We start from the raw sequence: 20,888 nt of genomic DNA on the forward strand, positions 1-20,888 counted from the left end.
AGCGATCATGCAGCTGGGGCGCACAATGCCGGGACGAGGCCCGTATGCGTGCCACTGGTAACTGCTCCAGAGAACCTGCGTGAGGGCTCTGCGCGCCTTGACGGCGCAGCCCAAACGCATAACAAACGTCGAGACTACCCGCCCGGTCCCGGACGGGTCAAAACGCCTCCGCCGCTACCGCGCCCGCTCGACCCGCCGCTCGTCCCACACCGGCTCCGACGTCTCGCGTACGACCCCGTCCGAGCCGAAGACCAGGTACCGGTCGAAGCTCTTCGCGAACCACCGGTCGTGCGTCACCGCGAGCACCGTGCCCTCGTACGCCTCCAGACCGTCCTGGAGCGCCTCCGCCGACTCCAGGTCCAGGTTGTCCGTCGGCTCGTCGAGCAGCAGCGCGGTCGTGCCGGACAGCTCCAGGAGCAGGATCTGGAACCGGGCCTGCTGGCCGCCCGACAGCTTCTCGAACGGCTGGTCCCCCTGCCGCTCCAGCTCGTAGCGGCGCAGCACGGACATCGCGGCGCCCCGGTCCTTCGCGTGCTCGGTCCACAGGATGTCGACGAGCGTGCGGCCCAGCAGCTCCGGGTGCGCGTGGGTCTGCGCGAAGTGGCCGGGGACGACCCGGGCACCGAGCTTCCACTCCCCCGTGTGCGCCACCGGCTCGCCCGCGAGGAGCCGCAGGAAGTGCGACTTGCCGGACCCGTTGGAGCCGAGGACCGCGACCCGTTCCCCGTAGAAGACCTCCAGGTCGAACGGCTTCATCAGGCCGGTCAGCTCCAGCCGCGCGCAGGTCACCGCCCGCACCCCGGTCCGGCCGCCGCGCAGCCGCATCCGGATGTCCTGCTCGCGCGGCGGCTCCGGCGGCGGACCCGCCTCCTCGAACTTCCGGAACCGGGTCTGCATCGCGTGGTAGCGGCTCGCCATGTCGGGGCTGATCGCCGCCTGCTGCCGCAGCCGGTGCACGAGCGCCTTCAGCCGCTTGTGCTCCTCCTCCCACCGGCGCAGCAGCTCCTCGAAGCGGGCGAACCGCTCCTTGCGGGCCTGGTGGTACGTGTCGAAGCCGCCACCGTGCACCCATACGTCGCTGCCGGCCGGGCCCGGCTCCACGCTGACGATCTTCTGCGCGGCCCGGGACAGCAGTTCCCGGTCGTGCGAGACGAAGAGGACCGTCTTACGGGTCTCCTTCAGCCGCTCCTCCAGCCACCGCTTGCCGGGGACGTCGAGGTAGTTGTCCGGCTCGTCGAGCAGCAGCACCTCGTCGGGGCCGCGCAGCAGGGCCTCCAGGACCAGCCGCTTCTGCTCACCACCGGACAGCGTGCGCACCTCGCGCCACTGCGCCTTCTCGTACGGGACGCCGAGCGCGGCCGTCGTGCACATGTCCCAGAGCGTCTCGGCCTCGTACCCCCGCGCCTCCGCCCAGTCGCTCAGCGCCTGCGCGTACGCCATCTGCGCGGCCTCGTCGTCCACGGTGAGGATGCGCTCCTCGGCACGGTCGACGGCGCGCGCGGCCTCCTGGATGCGGGGCTGCGCCACGGAGACCAGCAGGTCGCGGACCGTGCGCTCGTCGCGCACCGAGCCGACGAACTGCCGCATCACGCCGAGCCCGCCGCTCACGGACACCGAGCCGCCGTGCGGCTGGAGCTCCCCGGCGAGCAGCCGCAGCAGCGTGGTCTTGCCGGCCCCGTTCGCCCCGACGAGGGCGACCACGGCACCGTCGGCCACCCGGAACGAGGCGTCGCCGAGCAGCACCCGCCCGTCCGGAAGGTAGTACTCAAGGTGGCCTGCTTCGAGATGTCCCATGCACAGCATTGTCACGGGCCTCGGCGGGATCACCCAACCGGATTAAAGGCCCTAGGATGCGCGGCATGAGCTTTGGGGATGGGGGGCCCTCCTGGGGGCCTGCGGGGCCCGCGGGGCCGGGGAACAGCGGAACTCCCGACTGGGAGGCAATGGCCGAGGCGTCCGCGTCACGCGCCAGGCGCAGGAAGTGGCTGATGATCGGCGGCGGCGCGCTCGCCACCGCGGCCGTCGCGGCGCTCGTGGCGACGGCGGTCATCCGGGCCAACGGCCACGACCCCGGCGCCACCGCCGGGAAGCACGCCGGCGAACTGCCCACCGCGAACGACCTGCCGAGCGAGACCTCCGCGCCCGAGCCGTCCTTCTCCTCGGTCGCGCCGCCGCCCCCGCCGGACCCCAGGGACTACATAGCCGACGCCAGGAAGGACCGGCTGCCGGTCGGCGTCGAGGCGTTCTTCCCCGGCGACAAGCTGGTCTCGCGCGGCCACACCTACGCCAGGGGCGCGACCCACCGCACCACGAGCTGCGCCTCGACCACCCAGGGCGCGCTGGGCTCCATCCTCACCGCCAACGGCTGCGACCAGGTCATCCGGGCCACGTACAGCCGGGACGGCGTGGCGGTCACCGTCGGCATCGCGGTCTTCAAGACCGAGGCCCGGGCGAAGAAGACCGCCCAGCAGGCCAGCGGCGGCCTGGCCTCGCTCAGCGGGTCCGGCGTCCCGGTCTTCTGCCGCGACGGCGCGATCTGCCGCCGCACCGCGAACTCGTACGGCCGGTACGCGTACTTCACGGTCGGCGGCTTCACGAACGGCAAGAACGTCACCAAGGCGGACAAGAACGTGTTCACCGTCGGCGACGACCTGACGGACTACACGTTCCGCCAGATCCGCCACCGCGGCGAGGTCCAGGCATCGGCCGCCGCGAACCTCACGACGACCTAGCAGGCCGGCCTAGCAGCAGGAGGCCCCCGGCAGGCTCCGCACGTTGCGCGCCTCCACCGCACGCGCCGCCAGCAGCTCGTCCGCCGGGTACGCGACCTCCTCCAGCGTCAGCCCGTGCGGACGCACCACGTGCACCCCGGGGTCGCGCACCCCGGCCGCCAGCACCTCGGCCGGCCACGGGTCGGGGCGCCGCCCGTCGCCGACGAAGAGCATCGCGCCCACCAGGGCCCGCACCATGTTGTGGCAGAAGGCGTCCGCCTGCACGGTCCCGGTGATGATCCCGGTCTCCGCGTCGCGCACCCAGTGCAGCTTCTGGAGCGTCCGGATGGTCGTCGCGCCCTCGCGCTTCTTGCAGTACGCGGCGAAGTCGTGCTCCCCGGTCATCCGGGCCGCGGCGGCGTTCATCGCGGCCACGTCCAGCGGCCGGTCGTGCCAGAGCACGTGGCCCCGGACCAGGGGGTCGACGCCGCCGGGGCGGTCGGCGACACGGTACGCGTACCGGCGCCACAGGGCCGAGAAGCGGGCGTTGAACCCGGGCGGCGCCTCCTTGATCCGCCAGACCCGCACATCGGCGGCCATCCGCCCCGCGAGCCGCCGCAGCAGCTTCTCCTCGTGCTCGGCCCACACCTCGGCCGGCAGGTCCACATGGGCGACCTGACCGCGGGCGTGCACCCCGGCGTCGGTGCGGCCGGCCACCGTCAGGTCGTACGTTCGCGAGGAGCGGGTCACGGTCCGCAGCGCGTCCTCGATCTCGCCCTGGACCGTCCGCCGGGCGGTCTGCTTCGCCCAGCCCGAGAAGTCCTTGCCGTCGTAGGCCAGGTCCAGCCGCACCCGTACGAAGCCGGGCTCCACGTCGTCACTCACCAGCGCATCCTCTCAAGATCCCGCACAGCCGAACGGGCCCGCACCTCCCCGGAGGGTGGTGCGGACCCGTTCAGTGGTTCCGGAACGCTCAGGCGTCCTTCGCGTCCTCGACGGACTCGACCGGGGTCTCGTCCTTCTTGGCCGCGTCTTCCTTGACCGCACGCTTGGTGGCGGCCTCGGCCTCACCGGTGGCCTGCTGCGCCACGGTCAGCGCCTCGACCAGCTCGATGACGGCCATCGGGGCGTTGTCGCCACGACGGTTGCCGATCTTGGTGATGCGGGTGTAACCACCGGGGCGGTTCTCGTACCGCGGGGCGATCTCGGTGAAGAGCGTGTGGACGATGCCCTTGTCCGTGATCGACTGCAGCACCAGGCGACGGTTGTGGATGTCGCCCTTCTTCGCCTTGGTGATGAAACGCTCCGCGACCGGACGCAGGCGGCGGGCCTTGGCCTCGGTCGTGGTGATGCGGCCGTGCTCGAACAGCGACTTCGCGAGGTTGTTGAGAAGAAGCTTCTCGTGCGCGGCGCTGCCGCCCAGACGGGCACCCTTGGCGGGCTTCGGCATGGGTTTTCTCCTTGTGTGCTGCACCGGCCGTATCAGGTACCGGTGTCAGTTCCCACCCGGCGGCTGCCGAGCGGAAGTGTGTGTGCTGTCTCCGGACCGGCTCTCGCGAGTCGAATCCGCACTCAGAATCCGGGCCCCAGCCCGAAAACCAAGGGCGCCCGCACTCGACATCAGGCCTCAGCCCGAAAACCACGGGCGTCCGCCCCCGAAGTCCGGGCCTCAGCCCGAAAACGAGGCGCGTCCGCACTGGACATCGAGCCTCAGCCCGAAAATCAAGCCCGTCCGGCGATTGAGGACGAAAGTCCTCGCCCGGACCGGGACACCCACACGGGCACCCCGGCCGGGAGGCGACTCAGTACTGCTCGGTCTCCACGAAACCGGCGTCCGCGTCGTCATCGGCGCCGAAGGCGTCGGCGGCGGCGGTCGGGTCGAAGCCGGGAGGCGAGTCCTTCAGCGCCAGGCCCATACCGGCCAGCTTCGCCTTGACCTCGTCGATCGACTTCGCACCGAAGTTGCGGATGTCGAGCAGGTCCGCCTCGGAGCGGGCCACCAGCTCGCCCACCGAGTGGATGCCCTCGCGCTTCAGGCAGTTGTACGAGCGGACCGTGAGCTCCAGCTCCTCGATCGGCAGCGCCAGGTCCGCCGCGAGCGCGGCGTCCGTCGGCGACGGGCCCATGTCGATGCCCTCGGCGTCGATGTTGAGCTCGCGCGCCAGACCGAACAGCTCGACCAGGGTCTTACCGGCCGAAGCCATCGCGTCACGCGGACGCATGGCCTGCTTGGTCTCGACGTCGACGATCAGCTTGTCGAAGTCGGTGCGCTGCTCGACACGGGTCGCCTCGACCTTGTACGTGACCTTGAGCACCGGCGAGTAGATGGAGTCGACCGGGATACGGCCGATCTCCTGGCCCACCTGCTTGTTCTGGACGGCGGAGACGTAGCCGCGACCGCGCTCGACGGTCAGCTCCATCTCCAGCTTGCCCTTGCCGTTCAGCGTGGCGAGGACCAGGTCCGGGTTGTGCACCTCGACACCGGCCGGCGGCGCGATGTCCGCGGCGGTGACCAGGCCGGGGCCCTGCTTGCGCAGGTACATCACGACGGGCTCGTCGTGCTCCGAGGAGACGACCAGCTGCTTGATGTTGAGGATGAGGTCGGTCACGTCCTCCTTGACGCCCGGCACGGTGGTGAACTCGTGCAGGACACCGTCGATGCGGATGCTGGTGACAGCGGCACCCGGGATCGAGGAGAGGAGCGTGCGGCGCAGGGAGTTGCCGAGCGTGTAGCCGAAGCCGGGCTCCAGCGGCTCGATGACGAACCGGGAGCGGAACTCGTCGACGACCTCTTCGGTCAGCGACGGACGCTGAGCGATAAGCATGCTGTGATCCTTCAGTCGTGGGCACCCACTATTTGATGCCCGACAGATGTAACAAGGGTACGGGCGGTACGCCTCATAAGAGGTGTACCGCCCGGACCCGGCGCTACTGGCGCACGGCCGTCACCGGCCGTGACGACTCAGACGCGGCGACGCTTCGGCGGACGGCAGCCGTTGTGCGGCGTCGGGGTGACGTCCTGGATCGAGCCGACCTCCAGGCCGGTGGCCTGGAGCGAACGGATCGCGGTCTCGCGGCCGGAGCCCGGACCCTTCACGAAGACGTCGACCTTGCGCATGCCGTGCTCCTGCGCGCGGCGGGCGGCCGACTCGGCAGCCATCTGCGCGGCGAAGGGGGTGGACTTGCGCGAGCCCTTGAAGCCGACGTGGCCGGCGGAGGCCCAGGAGATCACGTTGCCCGAGGGGTCCGTGATCGAGACGATCGTGTTGTTGAACGTGCTCTTGATGTGCGCGTGGCCGTGAGCGACGTTCTTCTTTTCCTTGCGACGCACCTTCTTGGCTGCGCCCTGACGACCCTTGGGGGGCATGTCTTGACTCCAGATGGAGAGGGGAGGTGATCGGTCCTACAGCGAAGACCGCTGGTTGCTGCGGAGGCCCGGGATTCCGGTCGCTCGCAGTGCGTCCGCTGAGGACTACTTCTTGCCCGGCTTCTTCTTGCCGGCGATCGCGCGACGCGGACCCTTGCGGGTACGGGCGTTGGTGCTGGTGCGCTGGCCGTGGACCGGCAGACCGCGGCGGTGACGGAGACCCTGGTAGCAGCCGATCTCGACCTTGCGGCGGATGTCGGCCTGGATCTCGCGGCGGAGGTCACCCTCGGTGCGGAGGTTGGCGTCCACGTACTCGCGGATCTTGACCAGGTCCTCTTCGGCCAGGTCACGAACGCGGGTGTTCGGGTTCACGCCGGTGGTGGCGAGGATCTCCTTGGACCGGGTGCGCCCGATACCGAAGACGTAGGTGAGGGCAACCTCCACGCGCTTTTCGCGCGGGATGTCAACACCTGAAACGCGTGCCATTCAATGGCTCCAGTTGTTAAGTCGGGGGTCTTCCGCAGAACCACTCCCGACCGCCGACCTCTCACTCGGAGAGGTGGTACGTCCGGGTCCCCGGCCCCCGCCGGAGGTGTCGTCAGCCGTGGCTTGGACGGGCTCTGCGTATGTACGTGTTACGTGCGTCGCGCGAAGAACTGCGAGATGCAGGGGGTCGTGCGTCAGCCCTGGCGCTGCTTGTGGCGCAGGTTGTCGCAGATGACCATGACCCGGCCGTGACGGCGGATCACCTTGCACTTGTCGCAGATCTTCTTGACGCTCGGCTTGACCTTCATGGGATGTCAGGTTCTCCGGGTCAGTGCCAACACCGCGCCGAGGCGGGCGGCGGCAAGATCTACTTGTAGCGGTAGACGATCCGGCCACGCGTCAGGTCGTACGGAGACAGCTCCACTACGACCCGGTCATCCGGGAGGATGCGGATGTAGTGCATACGCATCTTGCCGCTGATGTGCGCGAGGACCTTGTGACCGTTCTGAAGTTCCACCTTGAACATGGCGTTCGGGAGGGACTCGATCACGGTGCCCTCAATTTCGATGGCACCTTGCTTCTTGGCCACGCTTCGCCCTTCGAATCGGCTACCTTGATCGACTTTCGCTCTTCGCATGCGGACACACGGATGCACGAGAGCCGACGAGTCAGTCTACGTCAGCGGACTCCCAAAGGCGAATCCGTCAAGTTTGCCCACCCCGGGAGATCCTTAGACCTTCCGGAGCCAACCGATCAGCCCAGGGGGTCGGGCGCCGCCTCGATCCCGTACGCCGCCAGCCGCTCGCGGCCGCAGTCCGGGGCGGTGAGGACCAGCGGCCCCTGCTCCGTGAGGGCGATGGAGTGCTCCCAGTGCGAGGACCAGGTGCCGTCGGTGGTGATGACGGTCCACTCGTCCTCCAGCACCTCGGTGTGCGGGGTGCCCAGCGAGACCATGGGCTCGATGGCCAGGCAGAGGCCCGGGACCAGCTTGATGCCCTTGCCGCGCTTGCGGGAGACGTAGTTCAGCAGGTGCGGGTCCATGTGCATCTCGGTGCCGATGCCGTGCCCGCCGTAGTCCTCGACGATCCCGTACTTGCCCGTGGCCGGGCGGGGCTGGCGGCGGATGTAGGACTCGATGGCCTTGGAGATGTCGACGAGGCGGTTGTTCACCTTCATCGCGGCGATGCCGGCCCACATCGACTCCTCGGTCACCCGGGACAGCTCGATCAGCTCCGGAGCGTGACCCGTACCGACGAAGGCGGTGTACGCGGCGTCGCCGTGCCAGCCGTCGACGATCGCGCCGGCGTCGATGGAGATGATGTCGCCGTCCTTCAGGACCGTCTTGTCGTCCGGGATGCCGTGGACGACGACCTCGTTGACCGAGGTGCAGATGGTCGCGGGGAACCCGCCGTACCCGAGGAAGTTCGACTTCGCCCCGTGGTCCGCGATCACCTTGCGGGCGACCTGGTCCAGGTCGCGCGTGGTGGCGCCGGGCACCGCCGCCTCACGGGTGGCCGCGTGGATGGCAGCGACCACCAGCCCCGCCTCGCGCATCTTCGCGATCTGCTCGGGGGTCTTGATCTGCACCATGCTGCGGCGCCTTTCCGGTAGGGACGGTGACGGGGGCGGGTAGTCCACGATACGCGGCCACAAGCAGTCGGCCGCGGCGTCCGAGGACGCCGCGGCCGACTTGTACTGCGCTACTTCGGGGTGGGGAGCGCTCAGCCCTCCGCGGGCTTCTTCAGCGCCTCCATGGCCCGGTCGGTCACCTCGGTGACCTTGCCGAGCGCGGAGATGGTGACCACCAGGTCCTGCGCGCGGTAGTAGTCGATGATCGGCTCGGTCTGCGTGTGGTAGACCTCCAGCCGGGTACGCACCGTCTCCTCGCTGTCGTCCTCGCGCTGGTACAGCTCGCCGCCGCAGGTGTCGCAGACACCCTCGGTCTTCGGCGGGTTGTACGTGGCGTGGAAGACGTGCGCGCTGTCGTTGCGGCAGATGCGGCGACCCGCGATCCGCTTCACGACCTCGTCCTCGGGGACCTCCAGGTCGAGCACGGCGTCCAGCTTCACGCCCTCGTCCTTGAGCATCACGTCCAGGGCTTCGGCCTGTCCCACGTTGCGCGGGAAGCCGTCGAGCAGGAAGCCGTTGACCGCGTCCGGCTGGGACATGCGGTCCTTGGCCATTCCGATCGTCACCTCGTCCGGCACCAGCTGCCCCGCGTCCATGAAGGCGCGGGCCTGCTTGCCAAGGTCGGTGCCCTGGCTGATGTTGGCGCGGAAGAGGTCGCCCGTGGAGATGTGCGGAATCGACAGGTTCTTGGCAAGGTACGCAGCCTGCGTTCCCTTGCCGGCACCCGGCGGGCCGACGAGGACGATTCGCATCAGCGGAGGAACCCTTCGTAATTGCGCTGCTGGAGCTGACTCTCGATCTGCTTCACGGTCTCCAGACCCACACCCACGATGATGAGGATGCTCGTCCCGCCGAACGGGAAGTTCTGGTTAGCGCCGCCGAAGCCTGCCAACGCCATCGTCGGCACCAGAGCGATCAGACCCAGGTACAGCGAGCCCGGCCAAGTGATCCTGTTGAGCACGTAGCTCAGGTACTCGGCAGTAGGTCGACCAGCCCGGATACCCGGGATGAAGCCACCATACTTCTTCATGTTGTCGGCGACTTCCTCGGGGTTGAACGAAATCGCCACGTAGAAGAAGGCGAAGAAGACGATCAACAGGAAGTAGGCGGTCATGTAGTACGGGTGCGTGCCCTTGGTCAGGTTGTCCTGGATCCAGATCGCCCAGCCAGCCTTGGAGTTGGAGAACTGGACGATGAGGGCCGGGATGTAGAGCAGCGAAGAAGCGAAGATGACGGGAATCACACCCGCCTGGTTCACCTTGAGCGGGATGTACGTGGACGTTCCGCCGTAGGAACGGCGGCCGATCATGCGCTTCGCGTACTGCACCGGGATACGGCGCTGGGCCTGCTCGACGAAGACGACGAGCGCCACCATCACGAAGCCGACCAGGATCACGGTGAAGAACTCGATCCAGCCGTCCGCGAGCTTGCCGCTGGTCTTGATGGCCCAGAGGGCGGACGGGAAGCTGGCGGCGATCGAGATGAACATCAGGATCGACATGCCGTTGCCGATGCCGCGGTCGGTGATGAGCTCACCGAGCCACATGACGGCGGCGGTGCCGGCGGTCATCGTGACGACCATCACGATCGTCGTGAACATCGACTGGTTCGGGACGATCTGGTCGGCGACCGGGCAGCCGCTGAAGAGCGCGCCGCTGCGGGCGGTGGCCACCAGGCCGGTGCCCTGGAGGATGGCGAGCGCGACCGTCAGATAGCGCGTGTACTGCGTGATCTTGGCCTGGCCGGACTGCCCCTCCTTCTTGAGCGCCTCGAGTCGGGGGATGACCACGGTCAGCAGCTGGAGAATGATGCTGGCCGTGATGTACGGCATGATGCCGAGCGCGAAGATCGTGATCTGCAGCAGCGCACCACCGCTGAACATGTTCACCAGGCCGAAGAGGCTGTTGTTGCCCTTGCTTGCCTGATCAACACAGGTCTGGACGTTCTCGTAGCTCACACCCGGGACCGGGATGTGGGCCCCGAGCCGGTAGAGCACGATGATGCCGAGAGTGAAGAGCAGCTTCTTGCGCAGGTCGGGCGTCTTGAACGCCCGGGCGAAGCCGGTGAGCACGGTGCCTCCTGCGACCCCCGCGCAGAGCGTAGAGGTGACGGTCTTGAGGATCGACGGATACGTAAAAGCCAAGGAGCCCCGGGCGGGTGGGCCCAGGGGTTACCACAGCAACGGACGCCACCTTACCGGCGGACATGCCCCCCTAGGAACGACCAACCGGGGATGCCCCATTTGAGAGGGCATCCCCGGTCGGATGTTCAGGTCACCTGAGTGTCCGAGTTGTCTCAGACGAGCTCGGTGACGGTACCGCCGGCGGCGGTGATCTTCTCCTTGGCGGAGCCGGAGACGGCGTCAACCGAAACCTGCAGCGCCACGGAGATCTCGCCCTGTCCGAGGACCTTGACGAGGTGGTTGTTGCGCACGGCACCCTTGGCGACCAGGTCGGCCACCGTGACCTCTCCACCCTCGGGGTAGAGCGTCGCGAGCTTGTCCAGGTTCACGACCTGGTACTCCGTGCGGAACGGGTTCTTGAAGCCCTTGAGCTTCGGGAGACGCATGTGGAGGGGCATCTGCCCACCCTCGAAGCGCTCCGGAACCTGGTAGCGGGCCTTGGTGCCCTTGGTGCCACGACCAGCGGTCTTACCCTTGGACGCCTCACCACGACCCACACGGGTCTTGGCGGTCTTGGCGCCCGGGGCAGGCCGGAGGTCGTGGGCCTTCAGCGGCTTGTTCTCCGCCATGTCAGTCGACCTCCTCAACCGTCACGAGGTGGCGGACGGTGTGCACCATGCCGCGGAACTCGGGGCGGTCCTCCTTGACAACCGAGTCGTTCAGGCGCTTGAGCCCGAGCGAACGCAGGGTGTCGCGGTGGTTCTGCTTGCTGCCGATGTACGACTTCGTCTGCGTGATCTTGAGGCGAGCCATTACGCACCCGCTCCCGCACGCGCACGAAGCAGAGCCGCGGGGGCGACGTCCTCGAGGGGCAGACCGCGGCGGGCCGCGATCTCCTCGGGACGCTGCAGGCCCTGGAGGGCCGCCACGGTCGCGTGCACGATGTTGATCGGGTTCGAGGACCCGAGCGACTTCGACAGGATGTCGTGGACGCCGGCGCACTCCAGCACGGCGCGCACCGGACCACCGGCGATAACACCGGTACCGGGGGAAGCCGGCTTGAGCAGGACGACGCCCGCAGCCTTCTCACCCTGGATCGGGTGAGGGATGGTGCCCTGGATACGCGGGACCTTGAAGAAGTTCTTCTTGGCCTCTTCCACGCCCTTGGCGATGGCCGCGGGAACTTCCTTGGCCTTGCCGTAACCGACACCGACGGTGCCGTCACCATCGCCCACCACGACCAGCGCGGTGAAGCTGAAGCGACGACCACCCTTCACAACCTTGGCGACTCGGTTGATCGCGACGACGCGCTCGACGTACGCGGTCTTCTCGGCGGCAGCAGCGCCGCCGTCACGGCCCTTCCGGTCCCGCCGCTCGCCGCCACCGGCACCGCTTCCGCGGCGCTGGGGTCCAGCCATTGGATTTACCTCTCTCTGTTACGTCCGCTGTGCGTAGGAACCGGGGCTAGAACTTCAGCCCGGCTTCACGGGCGGCGTCAGCCAGAGCGGCAATCCGCCCGGCGTACTGGTTACCACCGCGGTCAAACACGACGGCCTCGACGCCTGCGGCCTTGGCACGCTCGGCGACCAGGGCGCCGACCTGCTTGGCCTGGCTGCTCTTGTCGCCCTCGCCGCCACGGATGGAGACGTCCAGGGTCGACGCCGACGCGAGCGTGTGGCCCGCGATGTCGTCGATGATCTGGGCGACCATGTGACGGTTGGAACGGGTCACGACCAGGCGCGGACGCTCCGGCGAACCGGAGATGTGCTTGCGGACGCGGATGTGGCGCCGCTTGCGGGCCGCGCGCTTGTAGGCGTCGCCCTTGGCGATCTTCACGCCGTATGCCATGGCTACTTACCAGCCTTTCCGACCTTGCGGCGGATGACCTCGCCGGCGTACTTGACGCCCTTGGCCTTGTACGGGTCAGGCTTCCGCAGCTTGCGGATCTTGGCCGCGGTCTCGCCGACCTTCTGCTTGTCGATGCCCTCGACGGTGAACTTCGTGGGGGTCTCCACCTTGAAGGTGATTCCCTCCGGGGCCTCGATCAGGATCGGGTGGCTGTAGCCCAGGGCGAACTCCAGGTTGGAGCCCTTCGCCTGGACGCGGTAACCGACACCACTGATCTCGAGCGCCTTGATGTATCCCTGGGTCACACCGGTGATCATGTTCGCCACCAGCGTGCGGGACAGGCCGTGCAGGGCCTTGTTCTGACGCTCGTCGTTCGGGCGGACGACGTTCAGGACGCCGTCCTCACCCTTGGTGACCTCGATCGGCGACGCGACGGTGTGCGTGAGGGTGCCCTTGGGGCCCTTCACGTTGACCGTGCGGCCATCGATGGTGACGTCCACACCGGCGGGAACCTGGATGGGGAGCTTGCCGATTCGCGACATGAGCTATTCCTCCGTTCCCGACTACCAGACGTAGGCGAGGACTTCCCCACCTACGCCCTTCTTGCTGGCCTGCTGGCCGGTCAGGAGACCGTGGGACGTGGAGATGATCGCCACGCCCAGGCCGCCGAGGACCTTCGGCAGGTTGGTGGACTTTGCGTAGACACGCAGACCCGGCTTCGAGATTCGCTTGATGCCGGCGATCGAGCGCTCGCGGTTCGGGCCGAACTTCAGCTCGAGGACGAGGTTCTTGCCGACCTCGGCGTCCTCGACCTTCCAGCCGGTGATGAAGCCCTCCTGCTGGAGGATCTCCGCGATGTGCGACTTGATCTTGCTGTGCGGCATCGTGACGTCGTCGTGATACGCCGAGTTCGCGTTGCGCAGACGCGTGAGCATGTCTGCGATGGGATCAGTCATGGTCATGAGTTGGCCTTCGGCCTCTCTCGCCGGGGTTTCCTGTATGCGCCATCCCTCTCCCCGCTCAGAGGCGGGACGGGTGCGGTGCGGGGACCTACGGCGTAGTAAGTCGGTCATGGGCGGCAGGCGCCCAACCCTGCAAGCCTACGGCATGCGGGGCCGGGCTCCTGCCGACCAGATGCTTACCGAGAGTCTCCGGTGATTCCCAACGCCCAAAGGGCGAAGGAGAATTACCAGGAGCTCTTGGTCACGCCCGGCAGCTCGCCACGGTGAGCCATCTCACGAAGGCACACGCGGCACAGGCCGAACTTGCGGTAGACGGAGTGGGGCCGGCCGCAGCGCTGGCACCGGGTGTAACCCCGGACGCCGAACTTCGGCTTGCGGGCGGCCTTAGCGATCAGAGCCTTCTTCGCCACGGTCAGTTCTCCTTGAACGGGAAGCCGAGGTGACGAAGGAGGGCACGACCCTCGTCGTCATTGGTCGCCGTGGTGACCACGGTGATGTCCATGCCCCGGACCCGGTCGATCTTGTCCTGGTCGATCTCGTGGAACATGACCTGCTCCGTGAGACCGAAGGTGTAGTTGCCACGGCCGTCGAACTGCTTCGGCGACAGGCCGCGGAAGTCACGGATACGCGGAAGCGCGAGCGACAGCGTACGGTCCAGGAACTCCCACATGCGGTCACCGCGGAGGGTGACGTGGCAGCCGATCGGCTGCCCCTCGCGCAGCTTGAACTGCGCGATCGACTTGCGGGCCTTGGTGACGGCCGGCTTCTGACCGGTGATCGTGGTGAGGTCCTTGACGGCACCGTCGATCAGCTTGGAGTCGCGGGCGGCGTCGCCCACACCCATGTTGACCACGATCTTGACCAGACCGGGAATCTGCATGACGTTCTCGTAGGAGAACTCCTCACGCAGCTTGCCGGCGATTTCCTCGCGGTAGCGCGTCTTGAGACGCGGCGCGGTGGTGGTAGTCATCAGATGTCCTCACCGGTGCGCTTGGCAACACGGATCTTGTTGCCCTCGTCGTCAAAGCGGTAGCCGACGCGAGTAACGACCTTGTTGCCGTCCTTCTCAACAACCAGCTGCACGTTGCTGACGTGGATCGGGGCCTCGGTCGTCACAATGCCACCGGTCTGCGAACCGCGAGCGGTCTGGCCGGCCTTGGTGTGCTTCTTGACCCGGTTGACACCCTCGACGAGGACGCGGTCCTGAGCGGGGTAGGCCACGATGACCTTGCCCTGCTTGCCCTTGTCCTTACCGGTGATGACCTGTACCAGGTCGCCCTTCTTGATCTTCATGCTTACAGCACCTCCGGCGCGAGCGAGATGATCTTCATGAACTTCTTCTCGCGCAGCTCACGGCCCACCGGGCCGAAGATACGGGTGCCGCGGGGGTCGCCGTCGTTCTTCAGAATGACGGCGGCGTTCTCGTCGAAGCGGATGTACGAGCCATCCTGGCGACGACGCTCCTTGACGGTGCGAACGATGACCGCCTTGACGACGTCACCCTTCTTCACGTTGCCACCGGGGATCGCGTCCTTGACGGTGGCGACGATGACGTCACCGATGCCCGCGTAGCGGCGACCCGAGCCACCGAGAACACGGATGGTGAGAATTTCCTTCGCACCCGTGTTGTCGGCGACACGCAGTCGCGACTCCTGCTGGATCACGTCTATCTCCTGATCGTCTGCCGGTTCCCGGCAGGGGCTCCGTTGCGGGAGCCCCTGCCGAGCCTGGCGGAACTGACCTGAGGGGAAGTCCCCTCAGGAATTACTTGGCCTTCTCGAGGATCTCGACGATGCGCCACCGCTTCGTGGCGGACAGCGGCCGGGTCTCCATCAGGAGGACGCGGTCGCCGACGCCGGCGGCGTTCTGCTCGTCGTGGGCCTTGAGCTTGTTCGTACGGCGGATGACCTTGCCGTACAGCGCGTGCTTCACGCGGTCCTCGACGGCGACGACGACGGTCTTGTCCATCTTGTCGCTGACGACGAGGCCCTCGCGGGTCTTGCGGAAGCCGCGCTCGGTCTTGGTCTCAGTCACAGTCTTCTCGCTCATCAGACGCTCTCCACCGTCTCGATACCGAGCTCGCGCTCGCGCATCAGGGTGTAGATCCGGGCGATGTCCTTACGGACGGACTTGAGCCGACCGTGGTTCTCGAGCTGGCCCGTCGCCGCCTGGAAGCGGAGGTTGAACAGCTCTTCCTTGGCCTCGCGGAGCTTGTTCAGGAGCTCCTCGTTGCCCAGCTCGCGCAGCTCGGACGCCTTGGTACCGGCCGACATCACGCTTCACCTGCCTCGCGCTTGACGATCCGGCACTTCATCGGCAGCTTGTGGGCCGCGCGAGTAAGCGCCTCACGGGCGATCTTCTCGTTGGGGTACGACAGCTCGAACATGACGCGTCCGGGCTTGACGTTGGCAATCCACCACTCCGGCGAACCCTTACCGGAACCCATGCGGGTCTCGGCAGGCTTCTTGGTGAGGGGACGGTCCGGGTAGATGTTGATCCAGACCTTGCCGCCACGCTTGATGTGACGGGTCATCGCGATACGAGCGGACTCGATCTGACGGTTCGTCACGTACGCCGGGGTCAGCGCCTGGATGCCGTACTCGCCGAACGCAACCTGCGTGCCACCCTTGGACATGCCGCTGCGCTTCGGGTGGTGCTGCTTGCGGTGCTTGACCCTACGGGGGATCAGCATTTCGGTCAGGCCTCCGTTCCGGTGCTCTCAGCAGCCGGAGCAGCGGCGGGCGCCTCGGCCTTGGGGGCCTCGGCGGCCGGAGCCGACTGCTGCGGCTTGCGGCCGCGTCCGCCACGCTCGCCACCGCGGCCACCGCGGCCGGCCGGACGGTCAGCGCCGCCACGGGCCGGGCGGTTGCCCGCACGGGCAGCAGCGTTCTCGGCGCGGACCTCGGCGATGTTCTTGACGTCGCCCTTGTAGATCCAGACCTTCACGCCGATGCGGCCGAAGGTCGTCTTGGCCTCGAAGAAGCCGTAGTCGACGTTCGCGCGGAGCGTGTGCAGGGGCACACGGCCCTCGCGGTAGAACTCCGAGCGGGACATCTCGGCGCCGCCGAGGCGACCGCCGCACTGGACCTTGATGCCCTTGGCGCCGGCCTTCATCGTGCTCTGCATGCTCTTGCGCATGGCACGACGGAAGGAGACGCGGGAGGAGAGCTGCTCGGCGACGGCCTGGGCCACCAGCTGAGCGTCCACCTCGGGGTTCTTGACCTCGAGGATGTTCAGCTGGACCTGCTTGCCGGTCAGCTTCTCCAGCTCGCCGCGGATGCGGTCGGCCTCGGCGCCGCGGCGGCCGATGACGATGCCCGGACGAGCGGTGTGGATGTCGACGCGGACGCGGTCGCGGGTGCGCTCGATCTCAACCTTCGAGATGCCGGCGCGCTCCATGCCCTTCGTCATCATGCGACGAATGGCGACGTCTTCCTTGACGTAGTCCTTGTACAGCTTGTCGGCGTACCAGCGGGACTTGAAGTCCGTGGTGATGCCGAGCCGGAACCCGTGCGGGTTTACCTTCTGGCCCATTACCGGGTTCCTTCCTTGCTGCTGACGACCACGGTGATGTGGCTGGTCCGCTTACGGATCCGGTAGGCACGGCCCTGGGCACGCGGACGGAACCGCTTCAGGGTCGGACCCTCGTCCACGTACGCCTCGCTGATGACCAGCGAAGAGGCGTCGGTGTGGTCGTAGTTGTGTGCGGCGTTGGCAATGGCGCTGTCCAGCACCTTGCCGACCGGCACGCTCGCGGCCTGCGGGGCGAAACGCAGGACCGCCTGAGCCTCCGTGGCATCCATGCCACGGATGAGGTCCACCACGCGGCGGGCCTTCATGGGCGTGACGCGGATGTACCGCGCCTGGGCCCTGGCTTCCATGGTTGTCCCTTCGGTGTAAGTCATAGTCAGTCACCCCGCTTTAGCGGCGCTTCGACTTCCGGTCGTCCTTGACGTGGCCGCGGAAGGTGCGAGTCGGCGAGAACTCGCCGAGCTTGTGGCCGACCATCGACTCGGTGACGAACACCGGGACGTGGATCTTGCCGTTGTGCACCGCGATGGTGTGACCCAGCATGGCCGGGACGATCATCGAGCGACGGGACCAGGTCTTGATGACGTTCTTGGTGCCGGCCTCGTTCTGTACGTCCACCTTCTTGGCGAGGTGGCCGTCGACGAAGGGCCCCTTCTTGAGACTGCGCGGCATCTAAACCCGCTCCTAGCGCTTCTTGTTCGTCTTGCGGCGGCGGACGATGTACTTGTTCGACGCCTTCTTGGGCGAACGAGTACGACCTTCCTTCTTACCCCACGGCGAAACCGGGTGACGGCCACCGGAGGTCTTACCCTCACCACCACCGTGCGGGTGGTCGACCGGGTTCATCACGACACCACGGACGGTCGGGCGGACGCCCTTCCACCGCATGCGGCCGGCCTTGCCCCAGTTGATGTTCGACTGCTCGGCGTTGCCGACCTCGCCGATGGTGGCGCGGCAGCGGGCGTCGACCAGGCGGATCTCACCCGACGGCATACGAAGGTGGGCCATGGTGCCCTCCTTCGCCAGCAGCTGCACGGAGGCACCCGCGGAGCGGGCGAACTTCGCGCCGCCGCCGGGCCGCAGCTCGATGGCGTGGATGGTCGTACCGACCGGGATGTTGCGCAGCGCCAGGTTGTTGCCGGGCTTGATGTCGGCGGCCGGGCCGTTCTCGACACGGTCGCCCTGCGCCAGGCCACGCGGCGCGATGATGTAGCGCTTCTCGCCGTCCGCGTAGTGCAGGAGCGCGATGCGCGCGGTGCGGTTGGGGTCGTACTCGATGTGCGCGACCTTGGCCGGCACGCCGTCCTTGTCGTGACGACGGAAGTCGATCACGCGGTAGGCGCGCTTGTGGCCACCACCCTGGTGGCGAACGGTCACACGACCGGTGTTGTTACGGCCGCCCTTGCTGTGCAGGGGGCGGACCAGCGACTTCTCCGGCGTGGACCGCGTGATCTCGACAAAGTCGGCGACGCTGGAGCCACGACGGCCCGGGGTCGTCGGCTTGTACTTGCGGATACCCATTTCTCAGTCCTCGTCCGATTCCGGACGACTCGGCCTCACTAGGAGGTCGGGCCGCCGAAGATGTCGATACGGTCGCCCTCAGCGAGGGTCACGATGGCGCGCTTGGTGTCAGCGCGCTTGCCGAAACCGCTCTTGGTGCGCTTGCGCTTGCCCTGGCGGTTGATCGTGTTGACCCCGGTGACCTTGACCGAGAAGACCGCTTCCACGGCCTGCTTGATCTGGGTCTTGTTGGAGCCCGGCGCGACGATGAACGTGTACTTGTTCTCGTCGAGCAGCGCGTAGCTCTTCTCCGAGACAACCGGCTTGACGAGAACGTCGCGCGGGTCGTCGTAGGTCTTGCTGGTAACGGTCGCCTCGCTCATCAGGCGTCGCTCCCTTCGGTCTCAGCGGTCTGGGGGCCAGACACGAAGGACTCGAAGGCGGCCTGGGTGAAGACCACGTCGTCGGAGACGATCACGTCGTACGTGTTCAGCTGGCCCGGCTCCAGGATGTGCACCTGGGGCAGGTTGCGGGCGGAGAGCCACGCGGCCTCGTCGGCGCGGTCGACGACCAGGAGCAGGTTCTTGCGCTCCGAGATCTTGCCGAACAGCGTCTTGGCGGCCTTGGTGGAGATCGCACCCTCGACCACGCCGGTGACGACGTGGATGCGGGAGTGACGCGCCCGGTCGGAGAGGGCACCGCGGAGGGCGGCGGCCTTCATCTTCTTCGGGGTGCGCTGCGAGTAGTCACGCGGCTGCGGGCCGTGGACGACGCCACCGCCGACGAACTGCGGCGCACGGGTCGAACCCTGGCGCGCGCGGCCGGTGCCCTTCTGGCGGTAGGGCTTGCGCCCACCACCGCGGACCTCGCCACGGGTCTTGGTCTTGTGCGTGCCCTGACGGGCAGCTGCCAGCTGTGCGACGACGACCTGGTGGATCAGCGGAACGCTGGTCTTCGCGTCGAAGATCTCCGCGGGGAGCTCGACGGTACCGGCCTTGTCGCCTGCCGGCGAAAGGATGTCAATGGTGCTCATTACCTCAAGCCCCCTTGGCCGCGGTACGGACCAGGACGAGGCCGCCGTTCGGACCGGGGACCGCGCCCTTGATGAGGAGCAGACCCTTCTCCGCGTCAACCGCGTGGATGGTCAGGTTCTGGGTGGTGACGCGCTCGTTACCCATGCGACCGGCCATGCGCATGCCCTTGAAGACACGCCCAGGGGTGGCGCAGCCACCGATCGAACCGGGGGAACGGTGCTTGCGCTGCACGCCGTGACCGGCGCCGAGGCCCCGGAAGTTGTGACGCTTCATGACACCGGCGAAGCCCTTGCCCTTGCTCTTGCCCGTGACGTCGACCTTGACGCCGGACTCGAACACCTCGGCATTGATCTCCTGGCCGAGCGTGTACTCGCTCGCGTCAGGGGTACGGATCTCCACCAGGTGGCGGCGCGGGGTGACGTCGGCCTTGGCGAAGTGACCCTTGAGGGGCTTGTTCACCTTGCGCGGGTCGATCTCGCCGAAGGCGATCTGCACCGACTCGTAGCCGTCGCTGTCGTTCGTACGGACCTGCGTCACGACGCACGGACCGGCCTTGACGACGGTCACCGGGACGACCCGGTTGTTCTCGTCCCAGACCTGGGTCATGCCGAGCTTCTCGCCCAGGACGCCCTTGATGTTCTTGCTCATCTCGGCCCGTCCCCTCAGAGCTTGATCTCGATGTCGACGCCCGCCGGCAGGTCGAGGCGCATCAGCGAGTCAACCGTCTTCGGCGTGGGGTCGAGGATGTCGATGAGGCGCTTGTGCGTGCGCATCTCGAAGTGCTCGCGAGAGTCCTTGTACTTGTGCGGCGACTTGATGACGCAGTACACGTTCTTCTCAGTGGGCAGCGGCACCGGGCCCGCGACCGACGCACCAGTGCGGGTCACCGTCTCGACGATCTTCTTCGCCGAGGAGTCGATGACCTCGTGGTCGTAGGCCTTGAGCCGGATGCGGATCTTCTGTCCCGCCATGGCTACTAGTAGTCCTGTCTCTCGTTTAACGCTCTGGAACCCGGGGTTCGGTAACTTCTCCTCCGACCCACGCGGTCGGGCGTGTCGCATCCCCTCTACGCAGAAGTCCCGAAGGATTTCCCAACCAAGGGGGTGCGGGCCGAAGACCACGCTGCCGGGGGTGAAACCCCACCGGGCGCCTGGCCGGTGCCCCACTTACGCTTCCCGGAAGATTCCCGTACGTCCGGCCCGCATGGGGCCGACGAGTACTGTGGGACTCGCTTCCGGTCCTCCCGGCGGGAGGCGCGCAGCATTGACACTCAACCGAGCAACCTGGCTAGTGTGCCATACGGGTCACGAGCCTGGCCAATCGGGCCGGGGATCTTACCCCGGCCGAGTGGCTGGTCAAACGCGGGCACGCATCGGGGTCCTTCACGGACCGGCCGGATCAGGTACGGGTCAACGTCCAGCAGCCGCTGTACTTGTCCTCGCACAGCGACCGGTGCCGGTCGTACGGGTTCCTGGCCGGGTCCATCAGGGAGGTCGTCAGATCCCGGCGGACGATCGTCCGGGTCACGCCACCGTCCCCGTCCGCCCGGGCCACCGGGTCGACGAACGTGTAGTCCGCGTGCACCCGCACCTGGCCCCGCTCCCCCGCCGCGAACGTCAACGGTGCTCACGGGCTCGCCCTTTCACGGTGAGTACGGGACGGCACGGGGCCGCACAAGATCACCGGACATTGTCGTCA

At 67.4% G+C, this 20,888-nt stretch carries 34 protein-coding genes; 1 reads left to right on the top strand and 33 read right to left on the bottom strand.

All coding sequences use genetic code 11. The features are described 5' to 3' along the window. Window positions 1-174 precede the first annotated feature (174 nt). Window positions 175-1,803 carry an ABC-F family ATP-binding cassette domain-containing protein gene (locus tag BLW14_RS12315; RefSeq protein WP_177154214.1) on the bottom strand — a complete coding sequence of 543 codons (1,629 nt, stop codon included), beginning with the start codon at window positions 1,801-1,803 and terminating at the stop codon, window positions 175-177. A gap of 56 nt (window positions 1,804-1,859) precedes the next feature. Here BLW14_RS12315 and BLW14_RS12325 point away from each other — a divergent pair, with 56 nt between their 5' ends. Then, the gene (locus BLW14_RS12325) at window positions 1,860-2,732 is read left to right on the top strand and encodes a hypothetical protein (protein WP_177153959.1); all 873 of its coding nucleotides are present in this window, start codon (window positions 1,860-1,862) and stop codon (window positions 2,730-2,732) included. A gap of 9 nt (window positions 2,733-2,741) precedes the next feature. Here the strand turns inward: BLW14_RS12325 and truA are convergent, their stop codons facing one another. From truA to BLW14_RS12490, 32 genes are all read right to left on the bottom strand, one after another. Next, window positions 2,742-3,596 carry a tRNA pseudouridine(38-40) synthase TruA gene (truA, locus tag BLW14_RS12330; protein ID WP_093707125.1) on the bottom strand — a complete coding sequence of 285 codons (855 nt, stop codon included), beginning with the start codon at window positions 3,594-3,596 and terminating at the stop codon, window positions 2,742-2,744. An 88-nt stretch (window positions 3,597-3,684) separates the two neighbouring features. Beyond that, entirely contained in the window at window positions 3,685-4,161 is a 477-nt protein-coding gene (gene rplQ, locus BLW14_RS12335; RefSeq protein WP_093707127.1) for a 50S ribosomal protein L17, read from the bottom strand. A 352-nt stretch (window positions 4,162-4,513) separates the two neighbouring features. Then, on the bottom strand, window positions 4,514-5,536 hold the full coding sequence (locus BLW14_RS12340) for a DNA-directed RNA polymerase subunit alpha (RefSeq protein WP_003966937.1): 1,023 nt from the start codon (window positions 5,534-5,536) through the stop codon (window positions 4,514-4,516). 137 nt (window positions 5,537-5,673) lie between these two features. Beyond that, the gene (rpsK, locus tag BLW14_RS12345; protein WP_003956432.1) at window positions 5,674-6,078 is read right to left on the bottom strand and encodes a 30S ribosomal protein S11; all 405 of its coding nucleotides are present in this window, start codon (window positions 6,076-6,078) and stop codon (window positions 5,674-5,676) included. Window positions 6,079-6,183: 105 nt separating this feature from the next. Continuing rightward, window positions 6,184-6,564 (bottom strand): 30S ribosomal protein S13, encoded by a 381-nt coding sequence (gene rpsM, locus BLW14_RS12350; RefSeq protein ID WP_018519286.1) that lies wholly within the window; start codon window positions 6,562-6,564, stop codon window positions 6,184-6,186. Between the two features lie 194 nt (window positions 6,565-6,758). After that, the gene (gene rpmJ / locus BLW14_RS12355) at window positions 6,759-6,872 is read right to left on the bottom strand and encodes a 50S ribosomal protein L36 (protein ID WP_003956441.1); all 114 of its coding nucleotides are present in this window, start codon (window positions 6,870-6,872) and stop codon (window positions 6,759-6,761) included. 59 nt (window positions 6,873-6,931) lie between these two features. Further along, entirely contained in the window at window positions 6,932-7,153 is a 222-nt protein-coding gene (infA, locus tag BLW14_RS12360) for a translation initiation factor IF-1 (protein WP_003956442.1), read from the bottom strand. 164 nt (window positions 7,154-7,317) lie between these two features. Then, window positions 7,318-8,154 carry a type I methionyl aminopeptidase gene (gene map / locus BLW14_RS12365; RefSeq protein ID WP_093707129.1) on the bottom strand — a complete coding sequence of 279 codons (837 nt, stop codon included), beginning with the start codon at window positions 8,152-8,154 and terminating at the stop codon, window positions 7,318-7,320. Between the two features lie 131 nt (window positions 8,155-8,285). Then, entirely contained in the window at window positions 8,286-8,945 is a 660-nt protein-coding gene (locus BLW14_RS12370) for an adenylate kinase (protein WP_018519288.1), read from the bottom strand. Then, window positions 8,945-10,264: a preprotein translocase subunit SecY gene (secY, locus tag BLW14_RS12375; protein ID WP_093707131.1), complete on the bottom strand. Its 1,320-nt coding sequence runs from the start codon at window positions 10,262-10,264 to the stop codon at window positions 8,945-8,947. The genes BLW14_RS12370 and secY overlap by 1 nt, the downstream gene beginning before the upstream one ends. Before the next feature lie 224 nt (window positions 10,265-10,488). Further along, window positions 10,489-10,944, bottom strand: a complete 456-nt coding sequence (gene rplO, locus BLW14_RS12380) for a 50S ribosomal protein L15 (protein WP_018519290.1) — start codon at window positions 10,942-10,944, stop codon at window positions 10,489-10,491. Between the two features lies 1 nt (window position 10,945). Continuing rightward, complete coding sequence (rpmD, locus tag BLW14_RS12385) at window positions 10,946-11,128, bottom strand: 50S ribosomal protein L30 (RefSeq protein ID WP_003966943.1); 183 nt, start codon at window positions 11,126-11,128, stop codon at window positions 10,946-10,948. Next, the gene (gene rpsE, locus BLW14_RS12390) at window positions 11,128-11,733 is read right to left on the bottom strand and encodes a 30S ribosomal protein S5 (protein WP_018101216.1); all 606 of its coding nucleotides are present in this window, start codon (window positions 11,731-11,733) and stop codon (window positions 11,128-11,130) included. The genes rpmD and rpsE overlap by 1 nt, the downstream gene beginning before the upstream one ends. A gap of 46 nt (window positions 11,734-11,779) precedes the next feature. Continuing rightward, a complete protein-coding gene (rplR, locus tag BLW14_RS12395; protein WP_018101217.1) occupies window positions 11,780-12,163 on the bottom strand; it encodes a 50S ribosomal protein L18 in 384 nt (127 codons plus the stop codon). Between the two features lie 2 nt (window positions 12,164-12,165). Further along, a complete protein-coding gene (gene rplF, locus BLW14_RS12400) occupies window positions 12,166-12,705 on the bottom strand; it encodes a 50S ribosomal protein L6 (RefSeq protein WP_018101218.1) in 540 nt (179 codons plus the stop codon). 21 nt (window positions 12,706-12,726) lie between these two features. Next, entirely contained in the window at window positions 12,727-13,125 is a 399-nt protein-coding gene (gene rpsH, locus BLW14_RS12405; protein ID WP_018519291.1) for a 30S ribosomal protein S8, read from the bottom strand. 224 nt (window positions 13,126-13,349) lie between these two features. Continuing rightward, window positions 13,350-13,535 (bottom strand): type Z 30S ribosomal protein S14, encoded by a 186-nt coding sequence (locus BLW14_RS12415; protein WP_003948630.1) that lies wholly within the window; start codon window positions 13,533-13,535, stop codon window positions 13,350-13,352. Window positions 13,536-13,537: 2 nt separating this feature from the next. Then, a complete protein-coding gene (rplE, locus tag BLW14_RS12420) occupies window positions 13,538-14,095 on the bottom strand; it encodes a 50S ribosomal protein L5 (RefSeq protein ID WP_018101220.1) in 558 nt (185 codons plus the stop codon). Beyond that, a complete protein-coding gene (gene rplX / locus BLW14_RS12425; RefSeq protein WP_003966949.1) occupies window positions 14,095-14,418 on the bottom strand; it encodes a 50S ribosomal protein L24 in 324 nt (107 codons plus the stop codon). The genes rplE and rplX overlap by 1 nt, the downstream gene beginning before the upstream one ends. A gap of 2 nt (window positions 14,419-14,420) precedes the next feature. Next, window positions 14,421-14,789, bottom strand: a complete 369-nt coding sequence (rplN, locus tag BLW14_RS12430; protein WP_003966950.1) for a 50S ribosomal protein L14 — start codon at window positions 14,787-14,789, stop codon at window positions 14,421-14,423. Window positions 14,790-14,889: 100 nt separating this feature from the next. Then, window positions 14,890-15,174, bottom strand: coding sequence for a 30S ribosomal protein S17 (rpsQ, locus tag BLW14_RS12435; RefSeq protein ID WP_018519292.1), 285 nt, complete (start codon window positions 15,172-15,174; stop codon window positions 14,890-14,892). Continuing rightward, window positions 15,174-15,398 (bottom strand): 50S ribosomal protein L29, encoded by a 225-nt coding sequence (rpmC, locus tag BLW14_RS12440; protein ID WP_014047786.1) that lies wholly within the window; start codon window positions 15,396-15,398, stop codon window positions 15,174-15,176. The genes rpsQ and rpmC overlap by 1 nt, the downstream gene beginning before the upstream one ends. After that, entirely contained in the window at window positions 15,398-15,817 is a 420-nt protein-coding gene (gene rplP / locus BLW14_RS12445; protein WP_018101222.1) for a 50S ribosomal protein L16, read from the bottom strand. Before rplP ends, rpmC begins: the two co-directional genes overlap by 1 nt. 5 nt (window positions 15,818-15,822) lie before the next feature. Beyond that, entirely contained in the window at window positions 15,823-16,659 is an 837-nt protein-coding gene (gene rpsC, locus BLW14_RS12450) for a 30S ribosomal protein S3 (RefSeq protein WP_018519293.1), read from the bottom strand. Continuing rightward, a complete protein-coding gene (rplV, locus tag BLW14_RS12455; protein ID WP_004571827.1) occupies window positions 16,659-17,006 on the bottom strand; it encodes a 50S ribosomal protein L22 in 348 nt (115 codons plus the stop codon). The genes rpsC and rplV overlap by 1 nt, the downstream gene beginning before the upstream one ends. A 40-nt stretch (window positions 17,007-17,046) precedes the next feature. Next, a complete protein-coding gene (rpsS, locus tag BLW14_RS12460) occupies window positions 17,047-17,328 on the bottom strand; it encodes a 30S ribosomal protein S19 (RefSeq protein ID WP_018101224.1) in 282 nt (93 codons plus the stop codon). A 12-nt stretch (window positions 17,329-17,340) separates the two neighbouring features. Then, complete coding sequence (rplB, locus tag BLW14_RS12465; protein ID WP_018519294.1) at window positions 17,341-18,177, bottom strand: 50S ribosomal protein L2; 837 nt, start codon at window positions 18,175-18,177, stop codon at window positions 17,341-17,343. 38 nt (window positions 18,178-18,215) lie between these two features. After that, window positions 18,216-18,539: a 50S ribosomal protein L23 gene (gene rplW / locus BLW14_RS12470; RefSeq protein ID WP_018101226.1), complete on the bottom strand. Its 324-nt coding sequence runs from the start codon at window positions 18,537-18,539 to the stop codon at window positions 18,216-18,218. Beyond that, window positions 18,539-19,189 carry a 50S ribosomal protein L4 gene (gene rplD, locus BLW14_RS12475; RefSeq protein ID WP_018519295.1) on the bottom strand — a complete coding sequence of 217 codons (651 nt, stop codon included), beginning with the start codon at window positions 19,187-19,189 and terminating at the stop codon, window positions 18,539-18,541. Before rplD ends, rplW begins: the two co-directional genes overlap by 1 nt. A 4-nt stretch (window positions 19,190-19,193) precedes the next feature. After that, on the bottom strand, window positions 19,194-19,838 hold the full coding sequence (gene rplC / locus BLW14_RS12480; RefSeq protein ID WP_018101228.1) for a 50S ribosomal protein L3: 645 nt from the start codon (window positions 19,836-19,838) through the stop codon (window positions 19,194-19,196). A gap of 14 nt (window positions 19,839-19,852) precedes the next feature. Then, window positions 19,853-20,161 (bottom strand): 30S ribosomal protein S10, encoded by a 309-nt coding sequence (gene rpsJ, locus BLW14_RS12485; RefSeq protein ID WP_003948644.1) that lies wholly within the window; start codon window positions 20,159-20,161, stop codon window positions 19,853-19,855. Between the two features lie 427 nt (window positions 20,162-20,588). Continuing rightward, on the bottom strand, window positions 20,589-20,810 hold the full coding sequence (locus BLW14_RS12490) for a hypothetical protein (RefSeq protein WP_256332752.1): 222 nt from the start codon (window positions 20,808-20,810) through the stop codon (window positions 20,589-20,591). Window positions 20,811-20,888: the final 78 nt, after the last annotated feature.

The organism is Streptomyces sp. 2131.1 (genome assembly GCF_900105515.1).
GTDB lineage: Bacteria > Actinomycetota > Actinomycetes > Streptomycetales > Streptomycetaceae > Streptomyces > Streptomyces drozdowiczii.